24 protein-coding genes are annotated in these 26,331 nt (G+C 70.3%); 8 read left to right on the top strand and 16 right to left on the bottom strand.

Going from position 1 to position 26,331, the window contains the following annotated elements; genetic code table 11:
* Positions 1-121: 121 nt before the first annotated feature.
* From ACIBVN_RS48435 to ACIBVN_RS48410, 6 genes are read right to left on the bottom strand one after another with little or no spacing between them, the layout of a single operon-like run.
* A complete protein-coding gene (locus ACIBVN_RS48435; protein ID WP_397147553.1) occupies positions 122-1,285 on the bottom strand; it encodes a lipid-transfer protein in 1,164 nt (387 codons plus the stop codon).
* Positions 1,282-1,674: a MaoC family dehydratase gene (locus ACIBVN_RS48430; protein WP_397147543.1), complete on the bottom strand. Its 393-nt coding sequence runs from the start codon at positions 1,672-1,674 to the stop codon at positions 1,282-1,284. Before ACIBVN_RS48430 ends, ACIBVN_RS48435 begins: the two co-directional genes overlap by 4 nt.
* A complete protein-coding gene (locus ACIBVN_RS48425) occupies positions 1,674-2,597 on the bottom strand; it encodes a bifunctional MaoC family dehydratase N-terminal/OB-fold nucleic acid binding domain-containing protein (protein ID WP_397147541.1) in 924 nt (307 codons plus the stop codon). The genes ACIBVN_RS48430 and ACIBVN_RS48425 overlap by 1 nt, the downstream gene beginning before the upstream one ends.
* Positions 2,594-3,748: an acyl-CoA dehydrogenase family protein gene (locus ACIBVN_RS48420; protein ID WP_349450732.1), complete on the bottom strand. Its 1,155-nt coding sequence runs from the start codon at positions 3,746-3,748 to the stop codon at positions 2,594-2,596. The genes ACIBVN_RS48425 and ACIBVN_RS48420 overlap by 4 nt, the downstream gene beginning before the upstream one ends.
* Positions 3,748-4,719 (bottom strand): acyl-CoA dehydrogenase family protein, encoded by a 972-nt coding sequence (locus ACIBVN_RS48415; protein WP_397147539.1) that lies wholly within the window; start codon positions 4,717-4,719, stop codon positions 3,748-3,750. The genes ACIBVN_RS48420 and ACIBVN_RS48415 overlap by 1 nt, the downstream gene beginning before the upstream one ends.
* A complete protein-coding gene (locus ACIBVN_RS48410) occupies positions 4,720-6,315 on the bottom strand; it encodes an AMP-binding protein (RefSeq protein WP_397147537.1) in 1,596 nt (531 codons plus the stop codon).
* Positions 6,316-6,504: 189 nt separating this feature from the next.
* On the opposite strand from ACIBVN_RS48410, the gene ACIBVN_RS48405 reads away from it, so the two are divergent.
* Complete coding sequence (locus tag ACIBVN_RS48405) at positions 6,505-7,155, top strand: TetR family transcriptional regulator (RefSeq protein WP_397147535.1); 651 nt, start codon at positions 6,505-6,507, stop codon at positions 7,153-7,155.
* 5 nt (positions 7,156-7,160) lie between these two features.
* Here the strand turns inward: ACIBVN_RS48405 and ACIBVN_RS48400 are convergent, their stop codons facing one another.
* Positions 7,161-8,135 carry a GlxA family transcriptional regulator gene (locus ACIBVN_RS48400; protein ID WP_397147533.1) on the bottom strand — a complete coding sequence of 325 codons (975 nt, stop codon included), beginning with the start codon at positions 8,133-8,135 and terminating at the stop codon, positions 7,161-7,163.
* Between the two features lie 76 nt (positions 8,136-8,211).
* Between ACIBVN_RS48400 and ACIBVN_RS48395 the strand changes: the two genes are divergently transcribed.
* Complete coding sequence (locus ACIBVN_RS48395) at positions 8,212-9,153, top strand: NADP-dependent oxidoreductase (RefSeq protein ID WP_397147551.1); 942 nt, start codon at positions 8,212-8,214, stop codon at positions 9,151-9,153.
* 13 nt (positions 9,154-9,166) lie between these two features.
* Here the strand turns inward: ACIBVN_RS48395 and ACIBVN_RS48390 are convergent, their stop codons facing one another.
* On the bottom strand, positions 9,167-10,618 hold the full coding sequence (locus ACIBVN_RS48390; RefSeq protein ID WP_397147531.1) for an MFS transporter: 1,452 nt from the start codon (positions 10,616-10,618) through the stop codon (positions 9,167-9,169).
* 96 nt (positions 10,619-10,714) lie between these two features.
* Here ACIBVN_RS48390 and ACIBVN_RS48385 point away from each other — a divergent pair, with 96 nt between their 5' ends.
* The 4 genes from ACIBVN_RS48385 to ACIBVN_RS48370 are packed head-to-tail and all read left to right on the top strand — an operon-like array spanning position 10,715 to position 14,607.
* On the top strand, positions 10,715-11,704 hold the full coding sequence (locus ACIBVN_RS48385) for a sigma-70 family RNA polymerase sigma factor (protein ID WP_397147529.1): 990 nt from the start codon (positions 10,715-10,717) through the stop codon (positions 11,702-11,704).
* A 43-nt stretch (positions 11,705-11,747) separates the two neighbouring features.
* Positions 11,748-12,863, top strand: a complete 1,116-nt coding sequence (locus tag ACIBVN_RS48380) for a steroid 3-ketoacyl-CoA thiolase (protein WP_397147527.1) — start codon at positions 11,748-11,750, stop codon at positions 12,861-12,863.
* Between the two features lie 18 nt (positions 12,864-12,881).
* Positions 12,882-13,901, top strand: a complete 1,020-nt coding sequence (locus ACIBVN_RS48375) for an MBL fold metallo-hydrolase (protein WP_397147525.1) — start codon at positions 12,882-12,884, stop codon at positions 13,899-13,901.
* A 25-nt stretch (positions 13,902-13,926) separates the two neighbouring features.
* Positions 13,927-14,607 carry a FadR/GntR family transcriptional regulator gene (locus ACIBVN_RS48370; RefSeq protein WP_397147523.1) on the top strand — a complete coding sequence of 227 codons (681 nt, stop codon included), beginning with the start codon at positions 13,927-13,929 and terminating at the stop codon, positions 14,605-14,607.
* A gap of 47 nt (positions 14,608-14,654) precedes the next feature.
* Here ACIBVN_RS48370 and ACIBVN_RS48365 read toward each other — a convergent pair whose 3' ends face one another.
* Positions 14,655-16,145, bottom strand: a complete 1,491-nt coding sequence (locus tag ACIBVN_RS48365) for an alpha-N-arabinofuranosidase (protein WP_397147521.1) — start codon at positions 16,143-16,145, stop codon at positions 14,655-14,657.
* A gap of 82 nt (positions 16,146-16,227) precedes the next feature.
* On the opposite strand from ACIBVN_RS48365, the gene ACIBVN_RS48360 reads away from it, so the two are divergent.
* Together ACIBVN_RS48360 and ACIBVN_RS48355 are read left to right on the top strand one after the other, a co-directional pair.
* The gene (locus tag ACIBVN_RS48360; protein ID WP_397147519.1) at positions 16,228-17,241 is read left to right on the top strand and encodes a LacI family DNA-binding transcriptional regulator; all 1,014 of its coding nucleotides are present in this window, start codon (positions 16,228-16,230) and stop codon (positions 17,239-17,241) included.
* A 10-nt stretch (positions 17,242-17,251) separates the two neighbouring features.
* Positions 17,252-18,199: a DNA polymerase ligase N-terminal domain-containing protein gene (locus ACIBVN_RS48355; RefSeq protein ID WP_397147517.1), complete on the top strand. Its 948-nt coding sequence runs from the start codon at positions 17,252-17,254 to the stop codon at positions 18,197-18,199.
* Between the two features lie 317 nt (positions 18,200-18,516).
* On the opposite strand, the gene ACIBVN_RS48350 is transcribed toward ACIBVN_RS48355, so the two are convergent.
* From ACIBVN_RS48350 to ACIBVN_RS48320, 7 genes are read right to left on the bottom strand one after another with little or no spacing between them, the layout of a single operon-like run.
* Complete coding sequence (locus ACIBVN_RS48350) at positions 18,517-19,701, bottom strand: aldo/keto reductase (protein ID WP_397147515.1); 1,185 nt, start codon at positions 19,699-19,701, stop codon at positions 18,517-18,519.
* Entirely contained in the window at positions 19,698-20,678 is a 981-nt protein-coding gene (locus tag ACIBVN_RS48345) for an ABC transporter permease (RefSeq protein WP_397147513.1), read from the bottom strand. The genes ACIBVN_RS48350 and ACIBVN_RS48345 overlap by 4 nt, the downstream gene beginning before the upstream one ends.
* 5 nt (positions 20,679-20,683) lie before the next feature.
* Entirely contained in the window at positions 20,684-22,165 is a 1,482-nt protein-coding gene (locus tag ACIBVN_RS48340) for a sugar ABC transporter ATP-binding protein (RefSeq protein WP_397147511.1), read from the bottom strand.
* A complete protein-coding gene (locus ACIBVN_RS48335; RefSeq protein ID WP_397147509.1) occupies positions 22,165-23,187 on the bottom strand; it encodes a sugar ABC transporter substrate-binding protein in 1,023 nt (340 codons plus the stop codon). Before ACIBVN_RS48335 ends, ACIBVN_RS48340 begins: the two co-directional genes overlap by 1 nt.
* 15 nt (positions 23,188-23,202) lie before the next feature.
* The gene (locus ACIBVN_RS48330) at positions 23,203-23,937 is read right to left on the bottom strand and encodes an SDR family NAD(P)-dependent oxidoreductase (RefSeq protein WP_397147507.1); all 735 of its coding nucleotides are present in this window, start codon (positions 23,935-23,937) and stop codon (positions 23,203-23,205) included.
* Positions 23,934-25,232 (bottom strand): L-fuconate dehydratase, encoded by a 1,299-nt coding sequence (locus ACIBVN_RS48325; RefSeq protein ID WP_397147505.1) that lies wholly within the window; start codon positions 25,230-25,232, stop codon positions 23,934-23,936. Before ACIBVN_RS48325 ends, ACIBVN_RS48330 begins: the two co-directional genes overlap by 4 nt.
* Complete coding sequence (locus ACIBVN_RS48320; protein WP_397147503.1) at positions 25,229-26,074, bottom strand: fumarylacetoacetate hydrolase family protein; 846 nt, start codon at positions 26,072-26,074, stop codon at positions 25,229-25,231. Before ACIBVN_RS48320 ends, ACIBVN_RS48325 begins: the two co-directional genes overlap by 4 nt.
* Positions 26,075-26,331: the final 257 nt, after the last annotated feature.

Genomic DNA, 26,331 nt, shown 5'->3' with positions numbered 1-26,331 from the left:
CGCCCGGAATCGACAAATCCCGTTCCAAGCAACAACGCCAGTGGGCACTCGAGTCAGACTCCGGGCAACTCCTGCCCTTCAAGTCTCACTGTGGGTGCTTGCCGGCCCACCTACCCGTTGGCTACTCGGCTGAGAGGATCAGGCCGCTTGTCGGTACGCCTGTGCCTGCCGTGACCAGTACGTTCCGCACGTTCGCAAGCTGGTTGGCCGCCGTCCCCCTGATCTGGCGTACCGCCTCCGCTATGCCGTTCATGCCGTGAATGTAGGCCTCCCCCAGCTGGCCCCCATGTGGGTTGACCGGGAGCTTGCCGTCCAGCTCTATGTTCCCCTCCCTGAGGAAATCCGGGGACTCTCCTCGGTCGCAGAAGCCCAGTTCCTCGAGTTGGGCCAGGACGAACGGGGTGAAGTGGTCGTACAGGATGGCCGTTTGGATGTCTTTGGGGGATAAGTCGGTCATGTTCCAGAGTTGGTGGCCTACCAGAGACATTTCTGGGAGGCCGGTCATGTCGTCTCTGTAATAGCTGGTCATCATCATTTGGCCGGTGGCCGAGCCCTGGGCCGCTGCCGCGATCAGGGCGGGTGATCTGCGTAGGTCGCGGGCCCGCTCTGCCGACGTGACGACCAGGGCCACCGCGCCGTCGCTCTCCTGGCAGCAGTCGAGCAGGTGCAGCGGCTCCACGATCCACCTGGACGCCTGGTGCTCCTCCAGCGTGATGGGGCGCTGGTAGAACCAGGCGGCCGGATTGGTGGCCGCGTGCCGGCGCATGGCCACCGCCACCCGGCCGAAGTCCTCCGAGGTCGCGCCGTACGCATGCATGTAGCGGCGCGCGAACATCGCCACCCACGCCGCGGGCGTCATCAGGCCGAACGGCACGTGCCAGCTCATCTCCAGGCCCTGCGAGGTGGGCTCGCCGGTCAGGCGGCTGTTGGGCTGGCCGAAGCGGCGGCCCGAGCGTTCGTTGAAGGCGCGGTAGCAGACGACCGTCCGCGCCATTCCCGTGGCCACCGCCATGGCGGCGTGTGCCACGGTCCCGCAGGCCGCGCCGCCGCCGTACTCGACCCGCGAGAAGAACGTCAGGTCCCCGATCCCCGTCTCCCTCGCCACGGCGATCTCCTGGTTGGAGTCCTGGGTGTACGTCACCATGCCGTCCACATCGCCAGGCGACAGGCCCGCGTCGTCCAGTGCCGACAGCACGGCCTCGGCGGCGAGCCGCAGCTCCGAACGCCCCGACTGCTTGCTGAACTCGGTGGCGCCGATGCCGGCTATCGCGGTACGGCCGCTCAGCACCGCTTACCCTCCTCGACCAGGGTGACGGTTCCTGTGGCGTGGTCCCCCAGGCGCACCTTGCCCCGTACCTCCACCGTGAGCCGGCCGTCCTCGCGTGACACGACCGTCCCGTTGAAGGACAAGCGGTCCCCCGCGTACGCCGGCACGCCCAGCTTGACCGCGATGCGCTCGATGACGGCCTCGGGGCCCGCCCAGTCGGTGACGTACCGCTCGACCAGGCCCATGGTGGTCAGGATGTTGAGGAAGATGTCCTTCGAGCCCTGGGCCCGGGCTCCCTCGACGTCATGGTGGACCGGCGTGAAGTCCATGGTGGCCAGGGCCGTGGAGATGACCACGGTGGGCGTGAGGTCGATGGACAGCTCCGGCAGCGCCGCTCCGATCTCCATCACGCCTCCCCTGGCGTCCACATCGGGAGGACGAGCTGGCCGTCCATCCGCCGGTACGTCACGCGCAACGGCATGCCGACCACCACCTCCTCGATCGGGCAGTCCACAACGTTTCCGACAATCCGTACGCCCTCCGGCAGCTCCACCACCCCCACCACGAACGGCGTCTCCCTGCCGGGCACCGGGGGGTGATGGTGGACGACGTAGCTGTAGAGGGTTCCCCGGCCGCTCACGACCGTGTGGGAGCGGTTGGCCGAGCGGCAGCGGGGGCACATCGGGCCGGGCGGGTGGCGGAGCTCGCCGCAGTCGGCGCAGGTCTGGATGCGGAGCTCGCCCTGCTTCACGCCTTCCCAGAAGAACGCGGTGTCCTGGTTGATGGCGGGTTGGAGGGGGTATGTCCCGCTCTTCGCCGAAGAGCGCTCCCCGGCCCGTGGGCGAAATTTCAGGACCCGGAAGAGCATTTCGGCGACCGGCTCGTCGTCCTCGCTGCTGTACCAGGTGACCGTCCAGGTGGCGAAGAACCCCACCCCCAGAGCCGTCCGCTTGGGCCCGGCCAGGTCCGTGAACCGGGTGGCCGGGATCAGCCGCTCCCCGATCCGCGCGTACCGGTGGTAGGTCTGCTCGCAGTTGGTCGCCACCACGCCCGTGTAGCCGCTCGCGTCGAGCGCGGCCATCATGTCGTCCACCGGCGAACGGTCCTTGGCCGACCGCCGTACGCCCGGCATCGTCCACACCTGGGCCATCGCGGGCGGAGCGACCCCCTTCTCCAGGTACGCGGGGTTCTCGTCCCCCATGGCATCCAGCCAGTGCCTGATCATGGGGGCGTTCACGGGGTCGCGCGCCGGGGTGCCGCGTACCTCCCCCAGCGCCGCCTGCTTGCCGGCCAGCTCGTGCAGCTCCTCGTCGCCCATGGGAAGAGTCATCGCGGCGGCCTCGGCAGGCTCAGGCCGAGCATGGCGATCAGCTCCCGCTGCACCTCGTTCACCCCGCCGCCGAACGTCAGCACCACCGCCCCCTTCACCCCGTGGTCCATGCGTTCGAGCAGCTCGGCCGTCTCCGGGTCGGACGGGTCTCCGTACCTGGACAGAATGTCGCCGACGAGCCTGCCGATCTCCTGCATGCGTTCTGAGCCGTAGATCTTGGTGGCCGAGGCGTCGGGCGCGCCCAGCCAGCCGAGGTCCATGTTGGCGGCGACCTGCCAGTTCAGCAGTTCGTTGGTGCGGAAGGCCGCCCACACTCTGGCCAGCGCCCGCCGTACGTCCGGGTTCGCCGCCAGCCCCGTGCGGCGGGCCCAGGTGAGGAAGCGGTCATAGGTCTGGCCGAGGTTGCCTGCCGGGCCGAGGGTGACGCGTTCGTGGTTGAGCTGGTTGACGATCAGGTCCCAGCCCCGGTCCACCTCGCCGACCACCATGTTCACGGGAACGCGTACGTCGCTGTAGTAGGTGGCGTTCGTGTGGTGGCGGCCGTCCATGGTGACGATCGGCGTCCACGAGAAGCCGGGATCGTCCGTGGAGGCGATCATCATGGTGATGCCCTTGTGCTTCTTGGCCTCGGGGTTCGTGCGGGCGGCCAGCCAGATGTACTGGGCGTAGTGCGCGCCGCTGGTGAAGACCTTCTGGCCGTTGACGACGTAGTGCTCGCCGTCCAGCACCGCCGTGGTACGCAGGGAGGCCAGGTCGGTGCCGGCCTCGGGCTCGCTGTAGCCGATGGCGAAGTGGCACTCCCCCGCGAGGATGCGCGGCAGGAAGAGGTCCTTCTGCTCCTGCGTGCCGTACTGCATGAGTGTCGGCCCCACGGTCTGCACCGTGATGATCGGGTACGGGACGCCCGCGCGGGCTATCTCGTTGGCGAAGATCTGCTGCTCGAGGGGGCCGTAGCCGCCTCCTCCGTACTCCTTGGGCCAGCCGAGACCCAGCTTGCCGTCGCGGCCGAGGCGGCGGCAGTGCTCCATGTACGCCTCGCCGAACGGGTCCTCGGCGATCTTCCTGCGGTCGTCGGCCGTGAGGCAGCCTTGGAAGTACTCGCGGAGCTCGTCCCGGAGTGCGCGCTGGGCGGGGGTCAGGTCGATCAGCATCAGACGAGCGCTCCGATCAGGTCGAGCTGGGCGTCTGCGCCGCCGAGCAGGTGGGACAGGTGCTTGGCCTGGGCGAAGTAGCGGTGCAGCGGGTATGTCACGTCCAGCCCCAGGCCCCCGTGCAGGTGCTGGCAGGTGTAGAGGGCCGTGAACGCCTCGCTGACGTGGTACGCGGCCAGCGCCAGGTCCTGGTCGGCCGGCAGGCCCTCCCCCAGGCGCCAGACCGCCGACCACATGGCCACGTCCAGGGCCCGCGCCGCGATGTAGACGTCGGCGATCTGCATGGTCACGGCCTGGAACTCGGCCAGCGCCCGGCCGAACTGCTTCCTCGTCCTGACGTACCCGGTGGTCAGCTCCAGGGCGCCGGCCAGCACACCACTGGCCTGGGCGGCCACGGCCGCCATGAACAGCCGCCTGGCTCCGGTGACCGCCTCGGGGCCCGCGACCCGCTCGGCCGGGGTGCCGTCGAGCACGATCGTGGCGGCGGGCTCGCCGGTGGAGGTGTACTCGGGGGTGGCGGGTGGCGACCCGACCAGGAACAAGCCCTCGTCGGCGCCGATCAGCACCGGGACCTCGGGGTAGGGCACCGAGACCTTGCGACCGGTCAACGCCCAGCCGCCGTCAACAGTCCTGGCGGCGGTCAGGGGCGGGTCGGCCAGCGCCCTCCCGGGCTCGCGAAGCGCGACAGTGGCCCCAGAGCTCAAGCGGCGCTGCTGGTCAAGGGTGCCGTAGTGGGCCAGGGTCAGCGTGCTCACCAACGTGGGCAGCGCGGGCACCGGGGCCGCGCGCGCACCCACCTCCCGCAGCACCACGGCCATCTCAACCGGGCCGAGCCCGGCTCCGCCCGCTTCCTCCGGCGCGCACACGCTCATGAGCCCGGCCTGCCACAATCGCTCGCCGTCCTCTTTGGCCAGCACCTCGGCCGCCAACTTCCGCAGGTCCTGTTGGGTTTCGTCCAGGTTGAAGTCCATTCACGTCTCCAAGAGGTGTTGCCTGCCGTGCCGTACGAACTCCTCCTCGATCCCCTTGACGTCCGCGTCGGTCAGCGGCCGGAGCCCCGAGCCCGTGCGCCGCCAGACCGGGTCGGCGGTGCGCCAGCCCTCGCTGGCGAGGACCCGTTTGAGGACCTTGTGCGAGGGCGTCTGGGGCAGATCCCCAGAAAGGCGGATAAATCGAGGCAAGGACTTCGCGCCCAGATCGCGGCGCGAAGCGAGGAACGCCGTGAACGCGTCCGGGTCGAAGCCGCCCTCCAGCACGAGCGCCGCCATGACCTGGTCGCCCGCCGCCGGGTCGGGCACCGGATAGACGGCCGCCTCCACCACCCCGGCGAACTCCCTCAGCGCCGCCTCGATGGGCGCGACGGCCAGGTTCTCGCCGTCCACGCGCAGGCGTTCGGTGCCGCGCCCGGCGAAGAACACGTAGCCGTCCTCGTCCGCGTACGCCAGGTCGCCCGACCAGTACGCGCCGTCCTTGATGCGCTCGGCGTCCGCCTCCGGGTCGTTGTAGTAGCCCTCGAACAATCCCGGCCCGGCGACGTTGACCAGCTCGCCGACGGCCTCCTCCGCGTTGAGCAGGCGGCCGTCCTCGATGCGGCCCGGCGGGCACGGGCTCCCGGTCACTGGGTCAAGTATCCGGACGCCCTCCGGCAGCCGCCCGAGGCATCCGGGCGGCCCGGACGGGTCGGGGCTGAGCGAGATGGCCGTCTCCGTGGACCCGAAGGCGTCGATCACCCGGCACCCGAACCGCTCCCCGAACCTCCTGGTCGCCACCGCGCTGCCCTCGTTCCCGAACGCGAGCCGCAGCGGATTGTCGGCGTCGTCCGCGCGTTCCGGGGTGGCCAGGACGTAGGAGAGGGCTTTGCCGACATAGTGCAGGTACGTGCAGCCGTACCGTCTGATGTCCGGCAGCAGGCCCGACGCGGAGAACCGGCGCCGCAGCACCAGCGCCGCCCCCGACGCCACGGCGGGGGCGTAGGCGGCCATCAGGGCGCCGGAGTGGAACAGCGGCATCGAGCAGTACACGACGTCGGCGGGCGTGAGCCGCGCCCCCAGGCTCATCCCGGGCAGGGCGAGCTTGCGTTGTGTGATCCGCACGGCGCGGGGGCGGCCCGAGGTGCCAGAGGTGAAGATCAGCATCACGAGGTCCCCGGGCGCATCCCCCGGTGTGGCAGGCGGCTCGAGCCCGACGGCGGACAGGGGCATCGCGTTCACCCCCAGCTCCGCGGACACCTGACCGGCCGCCGACACGTAGGGGGCGTCGGCCAGGAGCAGATCCACATCGGTGGCACGGACGTCGCGGATCAGCTCGTCGACCGACCGCGTCGGGTTCAGCGCGACGACCACGTGCCCGGACAGCGCCGCCCCGCCCACGAGGAACACCAGCTCCGGGACGTTCTCGCTGAGCACCCCGACGTGCAACCGGGCCCCACGCCCGGACAGCCAGGCCCCGGCAGCCCGGCAGGCGGCCACGTGCTCACGCCACGACCACGCCTTGTCCTCGAACATCAGCCCAGGTCGATCGTCCCAGGCCCGGGCGAGGAGCAGGGCCGCCAGCGTGTCCGCGGTCATCCAGGGCCTCCACCAAGCGCTCGGCCAACCGAATCGCAAACTAGAACAGATTCTAATATCTGTCTAGTGCCGCCCCATGCCGATAAGTCGGGACATATGCCTGTAACGCCGAGGACATGGGGCTATACGGCCACTTTGTGACCCGCGAGTAACAAGCCGCGATATCAAGAAATCAGATAACGTGTTCTTATGCGTACCACGCACGCGACGATCGCCGCGCCCTCCAGCGACACCGAGGGGACCATGGAGAGCCACCCCACGACGGGCGGGCACAGCGTCCGTACGCGCAGCCAGCACCAACGCCGCAAGCGCATCGTCCAGGCGGCCGCCGCACTCGCCTCGCGCGGCGGGGTCGAGGCCATGCAGATGCGCACGGTGGCCGAGCGCGCGGGCGTGGCGCTCGGCACCCTCTACCGCTACTTCCCCTCCAAGATGGACCTGGTGGTGGCGGTGGTCGGCGAGGAGATCGACCTGCTCGAAAGCAGCATCGAGCGCAGGCCGCCCGGGGCCGCCACCCCGTCGAGCCGCGCGGTGGACGTGCTGATGAGAGCGACGCGCGGGCTCATGCGCGAGCCGGAGCTGGCCGACGCGCTCATCCGCTCGCTGATCATGGCAGAGGTGCAGACGCCGTTCGGCGAGCGCATGACGGGGCTGCTGCTACGCGTCTCGGCCGACGGCCTGAGCCTCGAAGACGCGAGCGAGGAGCAGCTCGACCTCGCGGGCTCCCTGGCCAGCGTGTGGGTGCAGGAGCTCCTCGAGATGCTCCGCGGCCGCCGCACCTACGACCAGATCCAGCGCCGCATCGAAACCGCCGCGGCACGGCTTCTCGCCGGCATCTGAGAGCGTCATTTCCGGCTGCGGGTAGCCGTCGCGAACGTACGGCGGTACGCATGTGGTGAAACCCCCACCGCAGCCTGCAGGTGTTGCCTGAGGGAGGCCGGCGTTCCGAAGCCGGCGCGGTCCGCGATGCGGTCCACCGGGAGGTCGCTGGTCTCCAGCAGATGTCTGGCCAGGGCGACGCGCTGCTGGGTCAGCCACTGGCCGGGGCTCATCCCCACTTCCTGCCGGAAATGCCGGGTGAACGTGCGCCTGCTCATCCCGGCATGGCTCGCCAGATCGTCCAGCAGGAGCGGGGTGCCGAGCCGTTCCATGGCCCAGGCCCTGGTGGAGGCGGTGCCGACGTTCGACGGCTCGGGCACCGGATGCTCGATGTACTGCGCCTGGCCGCCGTCCCGCCACGGCGGCACCACGCACGCCCTGGCGACCTGGTTGGCGACCCGGCTGCCGTGGTCGCGGCGTACGAGGTGGAGGCAGAGGTCGACCCCGGCCGACGCGCCCGCCGAGGTGAGCACGTCGCCGTCGTCCACGAACAGCACGTCCGCGTCCATCCGCACCTTCGGGAACGCGGCGGCGAACCGCTTGGCGTGCCGCCAGTGCGTGGTCGCCGGGCGGCCGTCGAGCAGCCCCGCGGCCGCCAGCACGAACGTGCCGACGCAGATGGACACGACCCGGGTGCCGGGCCGGATCCTGGCGAGCGCTCCAGCGAGCGGGGCGGGCAGCGCGTCCTCGGCCGTGACCCCGGAGTACCACTCCGCGGCGGGCACCACCACCGTGTCCGCGCTCTCCAGCGCGCTCGCGTCGTGCTCGACCGCCACCGAGTAGTCGGCGGCGGTGGCGACGGGCCTGCCATCGGGCGTGCAGGTGACCACCTCGTAGAGCGGCTCGCCGCCAGGGCCCTTCGCGACGCAGAAGATCCGGGACGGCACGCTCAGCTCGAACGGGATGACGCCGTCGACGGCAAGGACGGCAACTCGATGCATGGCCCGATTCTTACACATCATGGCCTTTGGGCCACTCGCGGGCTTCCCCTGGAACCAGGAGGCTGGCCTCATGAAGATGAAAGCGATCAGCCAGGACACCCTCGGCGGCCCCGAGGTGCTGAAGACAGTCGAGGTCGACAAGCCGGTTCCGGGCCCGACCGAGGTGCTGGTGCGGGTGGAGGCCGCAGGGCTGAACCCGACCGACTGGAAAACCCGCCAGTCGGGCGGCTTCCTGGCGGACAGACTTCCGTTCGTACTCGGCTACGACGTATCGGGCGTGGTCGAGGCCTCTGGTTTCGGGCAGGCGCTCTACAAGCCGGGCGACGAGGTGTTCGGCATGCTGAAGTACCCGGACGCGCACGGCGCCTTCGCCGAGTACGTGACCGCGCCGTCCCGGCATTTCGCGCGCAAGCCCGCCAATATCGACCACGTCCACGCCGCCGGGATACCGCTCGCCGGGCTGACCGCGTACCAGGCGCTGGTGGACGTCGCCGGACTGAAGGACGGGCAGCGCGTGCTGATTCACGCCGCCGCGGGCGGGGTGGGGCACCTCGCGGTCCAGATCGCCAAGGCGCGCGGCGCCTATGTGATCGGGACGGCCAGCGCGGCCAAGCACGAGTTCCTGCGCGGCCTGGGTGCCGACGAGCTGGTCGACTACCGTAACGAGGACTTCACCGAGGTCGTGCGGGACGTGGACGTGGTGCTCGACACCATCGGCGGCGACTACGGGCCGCGCTCGCTGCCCACCTTGCGCCGGGACGGCGTGATCGTCTCGCTGGTGCTCAGGGAGCTCGACCCCGGCTTCCACGAGCGGGCCACCGAGCTGGGCATCCGCTCGGAAGCCGTGCTGGTGGAGCCGGACCACGCCGCGATGCGCGCGCTCGCGGCACTGGCCGAGGCGGGCCGGCTGCGGGTGGAGATCGCCGCTGCCCTCCCGCTGGCGGAGGCCGCCAAGGCCCATGAGCTCGGCGAGACGAACCGCACCACCGGCAAGATCGTCCTCACCGTCCCCCACTGACGTCTGTCCCCGGTCAGATGCCCGCGTGGAGCGGGAGCTCGTCGTGGGCCTCCTCAGCAGGCTCAGAGCGTTCCGGCTTGAGCACCGTGAGCGCGATGACGAAGGACACCGCGACGAGGGCCGTCCCGATCAGGAACGCGAGCTGGTACCCGCCGGTCAGCGCCTCCGCCTCGGACCGGCCCTCGGCGGCGAGCCCGCCGGTCCGGGTGGCCGACAGCGTGGCCAGCACGGCCAGCCCCATCGCGGCGCCCACCTGCGTGGTCGTGTTCACCAGGCCCGAGGCCAGTCCGGCGTCGTCCCGCGTGGCGCCGGACATGGCCAGCGCGGCCAGCGCCGGGAACGCGCCGCTGATTCCCACACCGAGCAGCAGCGTCGCGGGCAGCACGTCCACCAGGTAGCTCCCGTCCACCGGGACCCGGGCGAACAGCGCCAGCCCGGCGGCGATCAGCACCAGCCCGCCCAGCAGGGTGGTCCTGGCGCCGAACCGGGTGACCAGCCGCTCGGAGTAATACAGCGACAGCACCCCCATCAGGACACTCTGCGGCAGGAACGCCAGGCCCGTGGCGAGCGAGTCGTACCCGAGCACCCGCTGCAGATACAGCGTCCCCAGGAAGAACATCCCGAACATGCCGGCCACGGTCAGCGCCTGGATGGCGTTCGCGCCGGAGACGTTCGCGGAGCGGAAGATCCGCAGCGGGACCAGCGGCTCGCGGGCCTTGGCCTCGCGCAGCACGAACAGCAGGAGCAGCAGAACGGAGGCGCCCCCGAGCGACAGCGTCTGCGCCGAGCCCCAGCCCAGCTCGGCGGCGGGCTTGACGATCGTGTAGACCCCCAGCATCAGGGCCGCGGTGATAAGTACGGCGCCCAGCAGGTCGGCGCCCCGGCCGAGGCCGGCGCCCCGGTCCCTGGGCAGCAGCCGAACGGACGCCACGCCTGTGGCCAGCCCGATGGGGATGTTCACGAAGAAGATCCAGTGCCAGTTGATGCCCTGCGTGAGCACGCCGCCGGCCAGCAGCCCGATCGAGCCGCCCGCGGAGGCGACGAAGCTGTAGAAGCCGAGTGCCTTGGCACGCTCGCGCGGCTCGGGGAACATGGTGACGATCACGCCCAGGATGACGGCCGAGGTCATCGCGCCGCCGACGCCCTGCACGAACCGCGCGGCGATCAGCACCTCCTGGCTGCCCGCCAGCCCGCACGCCAGCGAGGCCAGCACGAACACCGCCAGCCCGGCGAGGAAGACGCCCCTGCGCGAGGTCAGGTCCCCCAACCGGCCCGCCAGGAGCAGCAGGCCGCCGAAGGCGATCAGGTACGCGTTCACGACCCAGGCGAGGCTGGACTGGGTGAAGCCCAGGTCGTTCTGGATGGCGGGCAGCGCCACGTTCACCACGGTGACGTCGAGGACGATCATCAGCATGCCGGTGCACAGCACGGCCAGCGCCATCCAGCGCGAAACGTTCGGCTTCATGGTCATTCCTTCTGGGCCGTAAATGGTTCGCTCTAATGGACCGGCCGTGAGGTGGAAACTCATCGGTCTGTCAGTGGCAGCGTCTATACAGGGGGTATGACCGACAAGCCGACAACCGAGGAGTTCCTCCGGCAGGCTGATCCGATGCGGCGCGAGCTGCTCGCGCACTGCTACCGGATGATGGGCTCGGTGCACGACGCGGAGGACCTCGTCCAGGAGACCTACCTGCGCGCGTGGCGGGCCTACGACGGCTTCGAGGGGCGCTCCTCGCTGCGTACGTGGCTCTATCGCATCGCCACCAGCGCCTGCCTGACCGCGCTCGACAGCCGCGGCAGGCGGCCGCTCCCCACCGGTCTCGGCGCCCCCAGCACCGAACCGGCCGCTCCCCTGGTGCAGAACAACGAGGTGCCGTGGCTGGAGCCCGTGCCCGACGCGCTGGCGGGCGCAGCCGGCGACGACCCTGCCTCGATCGTGACCTCGCGCGAGAGCATCAGGCTCGCCCTCATCGCCGCGCTGCAGCACCTGCCGCCCCGGCAGCGCGCGGTGCTGGTCCTGCGCGACGTGCTCAAGTGGAAGGCCGCCGAGGTGGCCGAGGCGCTGGAGACGTCCACCGTGGCCGTCAACAGCATCCTCCAGCGGGCCCGCGCCCAGCTCAACCAGGTGCAGCCGAGCCCCGACGACCCGGTCGAGCCTCTGTCGCCCGAGCAGCGGGCCCTGCTCGAGCGTTACGTGGCGGCATTCGAGAGCTACGACTTCGACAGCCTGGTCTCCCAGTTCACCAAGGACGCGATCTGGGAGATGCCGCCCTTCGTCGGCTGGTACCAGAAGGCGGAGACGATCGTGGAGCTCATGAAGACGCGGTGCCCCGCCAAGGGCCCCGGCGATCTCAAGCTGGTGCCGGCCGCCGCCAACGGTCAGCCGGCCTTCGCCATGTACTTGCGCGAGGACGGCGTCCACCGGCGGTTCTCGCTCATGGTGGTGACGCTCTCCGGGGAGCGGATCAGCCACGGCGTCATGTTCTTCGAGAAGAAGCTGTTCGAGACGTTCGGCCTGCCAGAGGTGCTGGAGGGTTCCGCGGCAAAGTAGAACGCGTTACAGTCGGCGCCAGAGCATCGTTCTGGAGGCGCCTGTGGGCACACCTGTGATCGTCGAGGCCGTTCGCACTCCCATCGGCAAGCGGGCGGGCCGGCTCGCCGGGCTCAAGCCACAACAGGTCCTGGCCACCGCGATGAACGGGCTCGTCCAGCGCTCCGGGATCGACCCGGCGCTCGTCGGTCAGGTGTTCGCCGGGTGCGTGACGCAGGCGGGCGAGCAGGGCGGGCACATCGGGCGATACTCGTGGCTGTATGCCGGGCTGCCCTACACAGCCGGGGTGACGACCGTGGACGCGCAGTGCGGGTCGTCGCAGCAGGCGGTGCACCTCGCGGCGGCGTTGGTGAGCTCGGGCGTGATCGAGGCGGGCATCGGGTGCGGCGTCGAGGTGATGAGCCGGGCCCCGCTCGGCAGCAACGTGGCGCCCGCCAGGGCCAAGCCGGACGACTGGAGCATCGACCTGCCCGACCAGTTCACCGCCGCCGAGCGGATCGCGCGGCGGCGCGGGCTGACGCGCGAGCGGCTCGACTGGTTCGGGGCGCGCTCGCAGCGGCTGGCGGCCAAGGCGTGGGCCGACGGGCGGTTCGAGCGGGAGATCGTACCCGTCGGGGACGTACGCAGGGACCAGGGACTGCGCGAGACCACGGTCGAGACACTGGCCAAGCTCAAGCCCGTCGCCGAGGGCGCGCTGCACACCGCGGGCACCTCGTCGCAGATCTCCGACGGCGCCGCCGCCGTGCTGGTCATGAGCGAGGAGGCGGCCGCGCGGCACGGGCTGCGGCCCAGGGCGCGGATCCTGGCGCAGGCGCTCGTGGGCGCGGAGCCGCACTACCACCTGGACGGGCCGGTGGAGGCCACGGCCAAGGTGCTGGCGGCGGCCGGGATGACGATCGGCGACATCGACAGGTTCGAGGTGAACGAGGCGTTCGCGTCGGTCGTGCTGTCGTGGGCGAGCGTGCACGAGCCCGACTTCGACCGCGTCAACGTCAACGGAGGCGCCATCGCGCTCGGGCATCCGGTCGGCGCCACGGGCGCGCGGCTGATCACCACGGCGCTGCACGAGCTGGAGCGCTCGGATTCGGCCACCGCCCTGGTCACGATGTGCGCCGGCGGTGCGCTGGCCACGGCCACCGTCCTGGAGCGGGTCGGTTAGAACAACGAGATGGGGCGTATGAAGAGCAGACGCAGGCCGTACTCCGAGCAGCGGCCGCAGGATCTCGGCGGCGGGGTGTGGAGCGTGCCGGTGCCGATCCCGGGCAACCCGCTCGGCTACACCCTCGTCTACGCCGTCGAGTCGCCCAAGGGGCCGGTGCTGGTCGACGCCGGGTGGAACCATCCGGACGCCTGGGAGGCGCTCAGCGGCGGGCTGGCGGCGCTCGGGCTCGACGTGAGCACGGTGCGCGGGGTGGTCGTCACCCATTTCCATCCCGACCACGCGGGGCTCGCCGGGCAGGTCAAAGAGCGGTCCGGGGCGTGGATCGCCATGCACGAGAACGACGCGGCGCTGGTCAGGCTCATGCACGAGTATCCGGCCGACGAGCACGAGAGCTTCCAGTCCGACATGCTCAGGCGGGCGGGCGCCGACCCCGGCGAGGTGCGGCAGGCGGTGAGCCGCCCGACGCCGCCCGCCCTGCCCGACCGCGAGCTGCGCGACGGCGACCTGGTGGACCTGCCGGGGCGCAAGCTGCGGGCCGTGCACACGCCCGGCCACACCCCCGGGCACATCTGCCTGCACCTGGAGGACGCCGACCGGCTGTTCACCGGCGACCACGTCCTCCCCGACATCACTCCCCACGTCGGGATATATCCGTACGACCGGGACGATGTCGATCCATTGGGTGACTTCCTGGACTCCTTGGCCCGGGTCGGCGAGCTGGGGCCGCTCGACGCCCTCCCCGCACATGAGTGGATATTTCCGGATGTGGCCGCGCGAGCCGCCGAGATCCGCCACCATCACGAGGAGAAGCTCGAACGGCTGCGCGCCCTCCTGGCCCAGCGGCCGGAGCCGCAGACCATCTGGGAGGTCGCCGCGATGATGACGTGGAACAGGCCATGGGACGACCTGTCCCCCATGCTGAGAGGCATGGCGGCCGGGGAGGCCGCGGCGCACCTGCGCGCCCTGGAGGCCAGGGGCGAGGTTCGCCGGGTCCCCGGTGTCGATCCGGTCCGCTTCCAGGCTCTAGACTCCTAGACATCCGATGTCTAGGGAGAGAAGCGTGGCGGTCACCGACGCGGCCATCGACAAGATCAAGCAGATGATCGTCTCCGGCGAGCTGGCTCCAGGCGACCGGCTGCCCAAGGAGGCCGACCTCGCCGAGCGCCTCGGCCTGTCACGCAACTCGCTGCGTGAGGCCGTGCGCGCGCTGTCCCTGATCAACGTGCTCGACGTACGTCAGGGCGACGGCACGTACGTCACCAGCCTGGAGCCGCGCCTGCTCCTCGACACCATGTCGTTCGTGCTCGACCTGCACCGCGACGACACGGTGATCCAGTTCTTCGAGGTCAGGCGCATCCTGGAGCCGGCCGCCACAGCCATGGCGACCGAGCTGATGACCGACGAGGAGATCGCGGAGCTGCGACTGATCCTCGAGTCCCTGCCCGCCGAGCCCACGGTCGAGGAGCTGGTGGCCAACGACCTCCAGTTCCACCACCGGATCGCGCGGGGATCGGGCAACAGCGTGCTCTGCTCGTTCATCGAGAGCCTGTCAGGTCCGACCACTCGGGCCCGGATCTGGCGCGGGCTCACCCAGGAGGGCGCGATGGACAAGACGCGGGAGCAGCACACCGCGATCTACGAGGCCATCGCCGCCCGCCAGGCCGACGTCGCCCGCTCCTGGGCGACCGTGCACGTGGCGGGCGTGGAGTCGTGGCTGCGCAAGGCGCTGGAGCTGGACTGATCGCCAGGCACATACCGTCGTAGCTACTCAAGGGCCTCGAAACCCGTTCACGAGGCTTTCACGACGTTGAACGAGACCGGCGGGAGCACCACGTTCAGCCGGTCCCCGTCGATCGTCGCGCCGGGGACCGCGCGGGGCTCGACGCGGCGCGGGTCGCGCTCGGTGTTACGGGCGGACTGGTCGTCGTCGGCGACCGTGACGTGCGAGATCCCCGTGGGCCGTGGCAGGCCGCGCAGGTCGATGGCCAGCGGCAGCGGAGTCTCGCCGCGGTTCACCGCGAAGACCGACAGCTCGCCCTCGTCCAGGGTGGCGGCGGCGGCCAGCACGGGCACCTCGCCGTAGCGCTCGGTCGGCATGGCCGGGGCCGTGGCCTGCACCCGCAGCACCCGCCCTCGGGCGTGGGCGGCGGTGAGGGCGAACGGGTGGAAGATCGTCTGCCGCCACGCGAGGCCGCCCGGCTCGGTGCGGATGGGGGCGATCACGTTGGCCAGCTGAGCCTGGCAGGCGATGCCGACCCGGTCGGCATGGTTGAGCAGGGTGATGAGCAGGCTGCCGACGACCGCGGCGGCGGCCACGTCGTACTCCTCCTCGATGATGCGCGGCGCGTGGGCCCAGTCGAGGCTGCCCTCGCCCCTGAACAGGCTGTGCGACCAGACGTTCCACTCGTCGAAGGAGACCTTGAGCCGCTTGCGGCTGCCGAGCTTGGCCGCCACGTGGTCGGCGGTGGCCACCACGCCCTGGATCTGCTGCTCCATCTCCACCGCCGAGGCCAGGTAGCTGGCCCGGTCGCCGGTCACCGCGTCGTAGTAGGCGTGCGTGGAGATGTAGTCGACCTGGTCGTAGCAGTGCTCCAGCACCGTCGCCTCCCACGAGCCGAACGTGGGCATCCGCATGTTGGAGCTGCCGCAGGCGACCAGCTCGATGCTCGGATCCACCCGGCGCATGGCCTTGGCCGTCTCGAAAGCGAGCCTGCCGTACTCTTCCGCGGTCTTCCCGCCGATCTGCCAGGGGCCGTCCATCTCGTTGCCCAGGCACCACACCTTGATGCCGTACGGCTCGCGTACGCCATGCTTGACGCGCAGGTCGGACCAGCGGGTGCCGCCCGGGAAGTTGGCATATTCGAGCAGGTCCCTGGCCGCGCGCACGCCTCTGGTGCCCAGGTTGACCGCCATCACCGGCTCGGCCCCCACCTCCCCCAGCCAGGCCATGAACTCGCCCAGCCCGAACGCGTTCGTCTCGATCTGCCGCCACGCCAGGTCCAGCCTCGTGGGCCGCTCCGGCGCCGGCCCGACGCCGTCCTCCCATTCGTAGTTGGACACGAAGTTGCCGCCCGGATAGCGAACGGCCGTCACGCCCATCTCCCGCGTCAGCTCGATCACGTCACGCCGCAGTCCGTCGCCGTCGGCGCTCTCGTGCCCGGGCTCGAACACGCCCGTGTAGACGCACCGCCCCATGTGCTCGACGAACGATCCGAACAGCCGCCGTTCCACCGGACCCACCTCGAACGCCGGGTCCAGCGTGAGCTTGGCGGATTCCATGGGCAGTCCTCCTTCATTCAGGTTGCCCCATCTATACATCGTTGTATTCAACGTTGTAAAGAACCGCATACACTTTCTGTCCATGGACAAAGCTCGCGTCGGCCTCAAGGACGTGGCCCGCCTGGCCGGCGTCTCGGTGAAGACCGTTTCCAACGTGGTGAACGGCTACGTGCACGTCACACCGGCCACCAGGACGCGGGTCGAGGCGGCCATCAAGGAGCTCAACTACCGGCCCAACCTGTCGGCCAGGAACCTGCGGCAGGGCCGCACCGGGATCATCGCCCTGGCCGTGCCCGAGCTGGACACCCCGTACTTCGCGGAGCTGGCCAGGTTCGTGGTGGCGGCGGCGGAGGAGCGGGGGCTGACGGTGCTGATCGACCATACGGGCGCCTCGCGCGAGCGCGAGCAGCTCGTCGCCGAGGGCTTCCGCGCCCGCCTGATCGACGGCCTGATCTTCAGCCCGCTGGCGCTGACGCCCGAGGACCTGGCCGCCCGCATGGACGACACGCCGATGGTGCTGTTGGGCGAGCGGATCTACGAAGGTCCGGCCGACCACATCGTGGTGGACAACGTGGCGGCGGCCAAGGAGGCGACCCTGCACCTGGCCTCGCTCGGTCGCCGCCGCATCGCCGCCATCGGGGCCAAGGACGACGAGGCGGCGGAGACGTCCCGGCTGCGCCTCGAGGGCTACCGCCGGGCACTGAAGGAGGCGGGGCTGCCGCCGGACGACCGGCTGGTGGTCCCCGTGGAGGCGTACCACCGGGCGGACGGGGCCCGCGCGATGGCCGAGCTGCTCGACTCCGGCGCGGCGCCCGACGCGGTCTTCTGCTTCAGCGACCTGCTGGCCCTGGGCGCCCTGAGGACCCTGCTCGAGCGCGGTCTCGCGGTGCCGGGTGACGTGGCGCTGGCCGGCTTCGACGACATCGAGGACGGCCGGTACGGCACCCCCACCCTGACCACGATCTCCCCCGACAAGCAGGCGATCGCCGGCCAGGCGGTGGACCTGCTGGCCGAGCGCATGGCCGACGTATCCAGACCGGCACGTGAGATCCGGGTGCCGTACCGGTTGATGATCCGGGAGAGCACGGGCGGGTAGTACCCCTGTCGTGTCCGACAAACTGGAGCGATACCGGAGTAAACGCGACGCCAGCCGCACCCCCGAGCCCATCCCCTCGTCGCCGCCCTCCACCGGAGCCGGCAACGCGTTCGTCATCCAGGAGCACCACGCCCGTTCCCTCCACTGGGACCTGCGCCTGGAGCGCGACGGCGTCCTCGTCTCCTGGGCCGTCCCCAAGGGCCTGCCCGCCGACCCCGGCACGAACCACCTGGCCGTGCAGACGGAGGACCATCCGATGGAGTACCTCACGTTCCACGGCGAGATCCCCAAGGGCGAGTACGGCGGCGGCACGATGACCATCTGGGACACCGGCACGTACGAGACGGAGAAGTGGTCGCATCGCGAGGTCAAGTTCGTCCTGCACGGGAAGCGCGCCTCCGGGCGTTTCGTGCTCTTCCAGACGCGGGGGAAGAACTGGATGATCCACCGCATGGACGCCCTGGCCCGGGACCCGTTCCCGCAGGTCGAGCCCATGCTTCCGACGGAACGCGCCAAGCCGCCGAAAGACGTCCCGGCCTACGCCTTCGAGTTCGCGTGGGGCGGGCGGCGGCTGCTCGTGCCCATCGAGGGCGGGCGCACCACGGCCGCGCGGGAGCATCCGTGGCTGCGGGAGCTGGCGAGGTCGTTCGGCAGCCGCACGGCGATGCTGGACGGGGAACTGGCCACGCTGGGGGGCGCCGAGATCCTGGTGTTCTACGACCTGCTGTACGACGACGGCCGTTCGCTGGTCGACCAGCCGTACACGGTCCGGCGGGCGGCGCTGGAGGCGCTGGAGCTGGCGGGCGGCCACTGGCAGACCGCCCCGTCGTGGCCGGGCGAGGCGGACCCCGTGCGCCAGGCCGCCCGCGAGCAGGGGTTGCCTGGGATCGTGGCCAAGCGCCTCGACTCCCCGTACGAGCCGGGGCCGTCGAAGTCCTGGCTGTTCCTCCCCTCCTGACGCCGCCCCGGGCGGACCGGGGCGCGGTGCGTGGCGGCCCCTCCGCTGTCGAGCCGCTGTAACGACCTTGACCTCAGCGCCAGCGCCACCCAGCCGCTGCGACGATCTCAGCGCCACCGCCGCCCAGCCGCTGGAATGACCTCAGCGCCACCGCCACCGCCTCGCGAGGGACGGGCGCACGCCCCACCACCGTGACGCCCGCCGATGGGACAGCGAGCCGCCCCACCCCGGAGCAGCCGCGACGTCCAGCGGCAGCGCCGTCGCCGTGCCTGGCCAGGGATCGCCCTACCGTCCGGCGGTCGTGAAGCCCTCCGGCCTCAGCCGGCCCCTTCCGACGACAGCAGGCCCTCCGTCTTCAGCTCCTCCCACACCTCGTCCGGGACCGGGCGGGACCACAGGGCCGCGTTCGTGGTGACCTCCTCGGGTGAGCGGGCGCCCAGGACGACCGAGGCGACGGCCGGGTGGCGCAGGGGGAAGGCCATGGCCGCCTGGGGCAGCGTGACGCCGTGGCGCTCGCAGACCTCCGCGATCCTCGTCGCCTTCTCCAGCAGCGGCGCCGGGGCGGGCTGGTAGTTGTACGTGCCCGACGGCCGCGGCGTGGCCAGGATGCCGCTGTTGAAGACGCCCGCCGCCAGCACCCTGACCCCGCGCCGGGCGCACTCCTCAAGGAGCGGCAGGCCGGACTGGTCGAGCAGGGTGTAGCGGCCCGCGAGCATGACGACGTCGATGGAGGTCTCCTGGACGAAGCGCAGCGGCGCCTGCCACTGGTTCATCCCGACGCCGATCGCCTTCACCACACCCTGCGCCCGCAGCTCGGCCAGCGCCGGGTACGCCTCCGCGAGCGCCTGCTCGAGGTGGTCATCGGGGTCGTGGATGAGCGCTATGTCGACGGACGGGAGCCCGAGGCGGGCCAGGGACTCCTCCAGGGACCTGCGTACGCCGTCGCCGGAGAAGTCCCACACCCGTTGGAGCTCGGCGGACACGTTGAAGCCCTCGTCGTCGTGGCCGCCCTGCGATGGCGCGGGCACCAGCAGGCGCCCGACCTTCGTGGAGAGGACGTAGCCCGAGCGGCCTTTGAGTGCGGCGCCGAGGCGGCGCTCCGAGAGGCCGAGCCCGTAGTGGGGCGCGGTGTCGAACAGGCGCACCCCGCTGTCCCACGCCGCGTCGATCGCGGCGCGCGCCTGCTCCTCCGGCACCTCCTGGAACAGGTTGCCGATCGGAGCCCCGCCGAAGCCGTGACGCGACAGCTCCAGTCCGCCACCGTCACGCCCAGCCCCCGCTCCGCCGACCGCGCCACTCTCACGCCCGGCCCGCGCACCGCCGACCGCGCCACCGTCACGCCCAGCCCGCGCACCGCCGACCGCGCCACCGTCACGCCCAGCCCGCGCACCGCCGACCGCGCCACCGTCACGCCCAGCCCGCGCACCGCCGACCGCGTCGCCTTCCGAACCGGCCCGGTCCTCACCGGGCGCGCCGGTCTGAGGCTCATTGATCCCGCTCAATCCTGTGCCTTTCCGCCCGCGATCCGACTGATCATCAGTGCGACGAGGATGATCCCGCCGTAGATCACCGGCTGCCAGAAGCCCGAGACGCCGATGAGGGTCAGGATGTTCTGGACAAGACCGATCACCAGCACACCGGTGAGCGCCCCCAGGATCGTGCCCTTGCCGCCGTCCATGCTCACGCCGCCGATGACCGCCGCCGCGAACACCATGAAGATCCATCCGACACCCTGGTTGTTGCCGATCGCCCCGAGACGGCCGGTCTCCAGGATCCCGGCCAGCGCCGCCAGCGTGCCGCCCAGGATGAACACCCCGTACAGCACCCGATCCACCCGGATGCCGGCGGCGCGGGCAGCGTCGGCGTTGCCGCCGATCGCGTAGAGCGCGCGGCCGAGCCTCAGGTAGCCCAGGCCGAAGATGCCCGCCGCGAACAGCGCCCCGGCGATCCAGATGGCGGCGGGCAGGCCGAACCACACGGCGCTGCCCAGGTAGAGGATCGAGTCGGGGAGCTGGAAGAGCGTCTTCCCCTCCGTCGGCCCCTGCAGGAAGCCGTGCAGGATGATCAGCATCGCCAGCGTGACGATGAACGCCGACAGCTGGAACCTGATGATCAGGAAGCCGTTGAACGCCCCGATGGCCGCGCCGATCAGCAGGGCCAGCGGGATCACCAGCGCGCCCGGCAGCCCGATGCCGAAGCCGCCCGCCGCCGCCGGGATCACCAGCATCACCGCGATGGCCGGCGCGGTGCCGACCGTCGACTCCAGCGAGAGGTCGAACTTGCCGGCGATGAGGATCATCGCCTCCGCCAGCACGAGGAGCGAGATCGCCGCCTGCTGCTGGAGCACGTTCGTGAGGTTGCCCGCCGTCAGGAAGGTCGGGTCGAGGAACGCGCCCACGACGAGCAGGATCACGATCACCGGCACCAGCGTCAGGTCACGGAACCTGGCCAGGCGTACCCGAGGGGCCGGCGCAGTCAAAGTGGTCAATCTTCTATGCCTTCCATCACGGCCACGAGCTCGTGGTCCGTCCAGCCACGCGGCACGTCCTTCACGACCCTGCCGTGGAACATCACCAGCACCCTGTCGCAAATGCGCAGGTCGTCGAGCTCATCGGAGACCACCACGGCCCCGGCTCCGCGCTCGACCGCGTCCTCGACGGCGCCGAGCAGGGCCTGTTTGGCCTTGACGTCGACGCCGGCGGTCGGGTTGATCACGACCAGCACGGTCGGATCGTCCACGAGCGCCCGCGCGAACACCACTTTCTGCGCGTTGCCTCCGGACAGATCGCCGACCGGCTGGTCGGGCCCTTCCGTCTTGATGTCGAGGTTCTTGATCAGCTCGTCGGCCCTGGCCCGGCGGCGTGCCGGCGACACGATCCCGTACCGGCCCAGCTTGCGGGCGATCGGGAACGTGGCGTTCTCCCCCACCGAGAGCAGCGGGACGAAGCCCTCGTGGTGGCGGTCCTCCGGCACGAACCCGAGGCCGGCCCGCATGGCGGCGGGCACGTCACCCGGCTTGACCTGGGTGCCGTTGACGGTGACCGTGCCGGAGTCGGCCTTGCGCAGCCCGACCAGGGTCTCGGCCAGGCCGACCTTGCCGCTGCTCGCGGATCCGGCCAGGCCGACGACCTCACCCGATTTAACGGAAATATCAACATCTGCGTAGCGGCCGCCGAGCGAGAGGCCCTCGCCCGACAGCACCACCGTGGCGCCGGGCGTGCGGGCGCGCGACTCGTACGCCGCCGTGGCCTCGCCCGTCATCGCGGCGACCAGCTCGTCGTGCGGGAAGCCGGCCACCGGCCTGGTCACGATGTGCCGCGCGTCGCGGAAGACCGTGACGCTCTGGCAGATCTCGTAGACCTCGTCGAGGTGGTGGGAGATGTACATCATCGTGACGCCCTGCTCGCGCAGCGAGCGCATGCGGGCGAACAGCCGCTCGATGGCCGGCCCGTCGAGCCTGGCGGTCGGCTCGTCGAGGATGATGAACCTGGCGCCGAACGACAGCGCGCGGGCGATCTCCACGAGCTGGCGCTGCTCGACGGTCAGGTCGCCGGCCAGCGCCTGCGCGTCGACGTCCACCTCGTACGTCTCCAGCAGCTCGCGAGCCCTGGTCCGCAGCGCCCGCCAGTTGATCTTGGCGCCCTTGGCCGCCTGGCGGTTGAGGAAGAGGTTCTCGGCGACCGTGAGCGCAGGGATGATCGTGGACGTCTGGTAGACGCAGGCAACGCGCTGCCGCCAGGCGTCACGGTCGGCGAGGGCGGGCGCCGGCTCTCCCGAGAACAGCACCTCGCCCTCATCGGCCGGCTGGAGCCCGGTGAGGATCGACACCAGGGTGGACTTCCCCGCGCCGTTCCTGCCGACGAGCGCATGGGTCTCACCCTCGGCGATCGCGATCCCCGCGCCGTTGAGCGCGACGGTCGGGCCGAAGCGCTTGACGACATTTCGAGCTTCAACGTGATTTTTCATCACTTGACCTGATTACCCCAAAGGCTCTTGTCGTCCACGTTGTCCTTTGTCACGAGCGGCGCGGCGAGCTGGTCCTCCAGGCCGTTCGGGAGCTGGATGATCGTGCTGTCGTGGTCGGTCGGGCCGGGCTTGAACGTCTTGCCCTCCAACGCGGCCTTGGCGTAGAACAGCGCGTACTTGGCATACAGGTCGGCCGGCTGCGACACCGTGGCGTCGATGTCGCCCCTGCGGATCGCCTCGTACTCCTGGGGGATGCCGTCGTTCGACACCACGACGATGTGCTTGGGGTCGCTCGGCGGGAAGAGCCGACCCTTCTGCTTCAGCGTCTGCAGGGTCGGGGCCAGGTGGGCGCCGCCGGCGTGCATATAGATGCCCTTGATGTCAGGGTTCTGCTCGAGGCGGGTCTGCAACATTGATGCGGCCTTGCTGCCCTCCCACTCGGTGGGCTCGCTGAACACCGTGATGCCGGGGAACTTGGTCTTCATGCACTCGAGGAACGCCTCCGACCTGTCACGGCCGTTGATCGAGCTGAGCGCGCCCTGGAGCTGCACGACCTTGCCCTTGCCGCCCAGCTTCTCGCCGAGGAACTCGCAGGCCTTCGTCCCGTACGCGCGGTTGTCGGCGCGTACGACCATGTAGACCTTGCCCTTGTCCGGACGGGTGTCGACGGTCACGACGGGGATCTTCTTGTTCTCCAGCTGCTGCAGGAGGTTGGCGATGGCGCCGGTGTCCTGCGGGGCCATGACGATCGCCTTGGCGCCCTGGCCGACCAGCGCCTGCACGTTGTTGACCAGCTTGGCCACGTCGTTCTGCGAGTTCGTGGCGGGCATGAGGTCCGCCTTGAGCTCGCCGGCCATCTGAGGGACGTACTTGATGTAGGAGTTCCAGAAGTCGGTGTCGGCCCGCGGGTGGTCGATGCCGATCTTCCCGCCGCCGCCACCTCCTCCCGTCGTTGCGCCGGAGCCACACGCGGTGACGACCGCCAAGAGGGCCGCTGCCGCGACCGCCGATCCGAACTTCATTGGGGGGTACCTTCCTTAGTTGGTTGCCCTGAGCCGGAGCCCCTGCATTCCGCCGTCGACCGCGAGCGCGGTCCCGGTGGTCGCGCCGGCTTCTGGGCTGGCGAGGTAGGCGATCGCCGCGGCGACTTCCTCCGCCCTGACCAGGCGGCCCATTGGCTGCCTGGCGTTGAGTGCGGCCCGCTCCGCCTCCGGGTCGTCGGCCGTGTCGAGCAGCCTGCCGACCCACGGGGTGTCCGCGGTGCCCGGGTTGACGCAGTTGACCCGAATGCCCTCACGGATGTGGTCCGCGGCCATCGCGAGCGTCAGCGACAGCACCGCGCCCTTGGTCGCGCTGTAGAGCGCCCGTTGCGGCAGCCCGGCGGTGGCCGCGACCGAGCAGGTGTTGACGATCGAGGCGTGCTCGGACCTCCTGAGGTACGGCAGCGCCGCCCGCGCGACCCGGACCATGCCGAGCACGTTGACGTCGAACACCCTCTGCCACTCGCTGTCCGGGTTGTCCTCGATGGTGCCCTGCGCGCCGATGCCCGCGTTGTTGACCAGCACATCGATGCCGCCCAGGCGGTCGGCGGCCTCCGCCACCGCGGCGCGCACCCCCGCGTCATCCGTCACGTCGACCTTGATCCCGATGAACGGCTCGCCGGGCGGGTGGACGTCGAGGCAGGCGACCTTCATGCCGCGCTCGGCGAGCAGGGTGGCCGCGGCCAGGCCGATGCCCGAACCGCCGCCGGTCACGATCGCTTTCAGGCTCACGCGCCCCTCCAGACCTCGCCGCCGGGGAACGTGTGGGCGGCAATCGACTCTGCGTGCATCTCCGCGCTGAAGCCGGGCTTGGACGGTGCCACGTACCTGCCGTTGCGGATGACGACCGGGTCCACGAAGTGCTCGTGGAGGTGGTCGACGTACTCGATCACGCGGTTGTCCATGGAGCCGGTGACGGCCACGTAGTCGAACATCGACAGGTGCTGCACCAGCTCGCACAGCCCGACACCGCCCGCATGCGGGCACACCGGCACGCCGAACTTGGCCGCGAGCAGCAGGATCGCGAGGTTCTCGTTGACGCCGCCGACCCTGGCCGAGTCGATCTGCAGGTAGGAGATGGCGTTGGCCTGCAGGAGCTGCTTGAACACGATGCGGTTCTGGACGTGCTCGCCGGTGGCCACCGGGATGGGCTCGATGCCCCTGGCGATGGCGGCGTGGCCGAGCACGTCGTCGGGGCTGGTCGGCTCCTCGACCCAGTGGGGGTTGAACTCGCGCAGCGCGTTGATCCACTCGATGCCGGAGCCGACGTCCCAGCGCTGGTTGGCGTCGATCGCGATCGGGAAGTCGGGACCGCAGACCTCGCGGGCCACCCTGAAGCGGCGCCGGTCGTCGTCGAGATCGGCGCCGACCTTGAGCTTGATCTGCTTGAAGCCCTGGCCGAGCGCCTCCTTGCACAGCCTGCGCAGCTTCTCGTCGCCGTAGCCCAGCCACCCGGGGGACGTCGCGTAGGCGGGGTAGCCGTCCTCGATGAGCCGGCTTATCCGCTCTTGCTTCCCCTCCTCCGCGTCTCTCAGAATCTGAAGGGCTTCGTCGCGCGTCAGGGCGTCGCTCAGGTAGCGGAAGTCGACGAGATCGACGATCTCCTCGGGGGACATCTCGGACAGCAGCCGCCACAACGGCTTGCCCGCCCGCTTGGCCTTGAGATCCCACAGGGCGTTGACCACGGCGGAGATCGCCATGTGCATGACGCCCTTCTCCGGTCCCAGCCAGCGCAGCTGCGAGTCGTTGACCATGTCCTTGTAGAGGGCGCCGAGGTCTTCGACGTCCCTGCCGATCACGTACGGGCGGAGCGCGCTGATGGCCGCGGTCTGGATGTCGTTGCCGCGCCCGATCGTGAACGCGAACCCGTGCCCCTCGAACCCGTCGTCGGTCTTGAGCACGACATAGGCCGCGGAGTAGTCGGGATCGGGATTCATCGCATCCGAACCATCGAGCTCGCGCGAGGTCGGGAAGCGCACGTCGTGCGTGTCCATCCCGATGATCCGGTACGAGCCTGGAGTCGTCATGCCTGCCCCACCGTCTGGCGCTGCCGCCCGAGCCCTTCGATCTCCAGCTCCATCACGTCACCCGCACGCAGGTACGGCTGCCCCGGCATGCCCATCGCCACGCCGGCGGGCGTGCCCGTGTTGATCACGTCGCCCGGCTCCAGGACCATGAACTGGCTCAGGTAGCGCACGATCTCGGCCACATCGAAGATCATGTTCTTCGTGTCGCCGTCCTGGCGCGTCTCGCCGTTCACCCAGAGCCGCAGGGCCAGGCTCTGCGGGTCGGCCACCTCGTCCGCCGTCACCAGCCAGGGGCCGAGCGGGTTGAACGTCTCGCACGACTTGCCCTTGTCCCACTGGCCGCCGCGTTCGAGCTGGAACTCGCGCTCGGAGACGTCGTTGGAGATCGCGTACCCGGCGATCACACCGAGCGCCTCCTCCCGGCTGCCCAGGTAGCGGGCCTCCTGACCGATGACGATCGCCAGCTCCACCTCCCAGTCGGTCTTCACGCTGCCCCGCGGGACGAGCACCTCGTCGTACGGACCGATGACGGTGTTGGGAGCCTTCATGAACACGACCGGCTCGGCAGGCACATCGAGCCCGGACTCGGCGGCGTGGTCGCTGTAGTTGAGGCCGATGCAGACGACCTTGCCTGGACGCGCGATCGGGGCGCCGATGCGCAGCCCCTCGGCGTCTACGACAGGCAGGGCACCGCGCTCGAGCGCGTCCCGGACGCGCGCCACTCCCCCGGAAGCGAGGAAAGCCCCATCGATCTCGGGCTCTCCGATGTCGCGCAGGTTACCGGCATCGTCCATGACCACCGGACGTTCCTGACCGACAGGTCCTACTCGCAGCAGCTTCACACCGCATCCTTCACATATACATCGGATGTCTCGTTTCATGATGCTCGTGCGACCAGCCGGAGCATGTCAAGGGTGCCGAGTGGGATACATCCGATCCGTGACCTCGGAAGACACCCCCAAGAGACGGTAATCGCCTGTGAACCGACTTAACCGCTCCGATGGCTGCGTTCACATACACGAATGTACGCCCCCAAAAACATCGGAGGTAAAACCCACCCCAAGGTCCGCCGCCAGGGCGGTTGCGCGCAGGTCATGGT

The organism is Nonomuraea sp. NPDC049400 (assembly GCF_044466425.1).
Lineage (GTDB): Bacteria > Actinomycetota > Actinomycetes > Streptosporangiales > Streptosporangiaceae > Nonomuraea.
Note: the sequence above shows the minus strand (reverse complement) of the source record. Positions and strands in the feature narration are given on the sequence as shown.

Bases quoted from the DNA above. Each gene is read 5' to 3' on its own strand.
- ACIBVN_RS48405 (WP_397147535.1), top strand. From the start codon at position 6,505: ATGCGTACCACGCACGCGACGATCGCCGCGCCCTCCAGCGACACCGAG.
- ACIBVN_RS48375 (WP_397147525.1), top strand. From the start codon at position 12,882: ATGAAGAGCAGACGCAGGCCGTACTCCGAGCAGCGGCCGCAGGATCTC.
- ACIBVN_RS48410 (WP_397147537.1), bottom strand. From the start codon at position 6,315: ATGACCGCGGACACGCTGGCGGCCCTGCTCCTCGCCCGGGCCTGGGAC.
- ACIBVN_RS48390 (WP_397147531.1), bottom strand. From the start codon at position 10,618: ATGAAGCCGAACGTTTCGCGCTGGATGGCGCTGGCCGTGCTGTGCACC.
- ACIBVN_RS48430 (WP_397147543.1), bottom strand. From the start codon at position 1,674: ATGGAGATCGGAGCGGCGCTGCCGGAGCTGTCCATCGACCTCACGCCC.
- ACIBVN_RS48395 (WP_397147551.1), top strand. From the start codon at position 8,212: ATGAAAGCGATCAGCCAGGACACCCTCGGCGGCCCCGAGGTGCTGAAG.
- ACIBVN_RS48425 (WP_397147541.1), bottom strand. From the start codon at position 2,597: ATGACTCTTCCCATGGGCGACGAGGAGCTGCACGAGCTGGCCGGCAAG.
- ACIBVN_RS48365 (WP_397147521.1), bottom strand. From the start codon at position 16,145: ATGGAATCCGCCAAGCTCACGCTGGACCCGGCGTTCGAGGTGGGTCCG.
- ACIBVN_RS48335 (WP_397147509.1), bottom strand. From the start codon at position 23,187: ATGAAGTTCGGATCGGCGGTCGCGGCAGCGGCCCTCTTGGCGGTCGTC.
- ACIBVN_RS48340 (WP_397147511.1), bottom strand. From the start codon at position 22,165: ATGAAAAATCACGTTGAAGCTCGAAATGTCGTCAAGCGCTTCGGCCCG.
- ACIBVN_RS48385 (WP_397147529.1), top strand. From the start codon at position 10,715: ATGACCGACAAGCCGACAACCGAGGAGTTCCTCCGGCAGGCTGATCCG.
- ACIBVN_RS48325 (WP_397147505.1), bottom strand. From the start codon at position 25,232: ATGACGACTCCAGGCTCGTACCGGATCATCGGGATGGACACGCACGAC.
- ACIBVN_RS48420 (WP_349450732.1), bottom strand. From the start codon at position 3,748: ATGCTGATCGACCTGACCCCCGCCCAGCGCGCACTCCGGGACGAGCTC.
- ACIBVN_RS48360 (WP_397147519.1), top strand. From the start codon at position 16,228: ATGGACAAAGCTCGCGTCGGCCTCAAGGACGTGGCCCGCCTGGCCGGC.
- ACIBVN_RS48415 (WP_397147539.1), bottom strand. From the start codon at position 4,719: ATGGACTTCAACCTGGACGAAACCCAACAGGACCTGCGGAAGTTGGCG.
- ACIBVN_RS48400 (WP_397147533.1), bottom strand. From the start codon at position 8,135: ATGCATCGAGTTGCCGTCCTTGCCGTCGACGGCGTCATCCCGTTCGAG.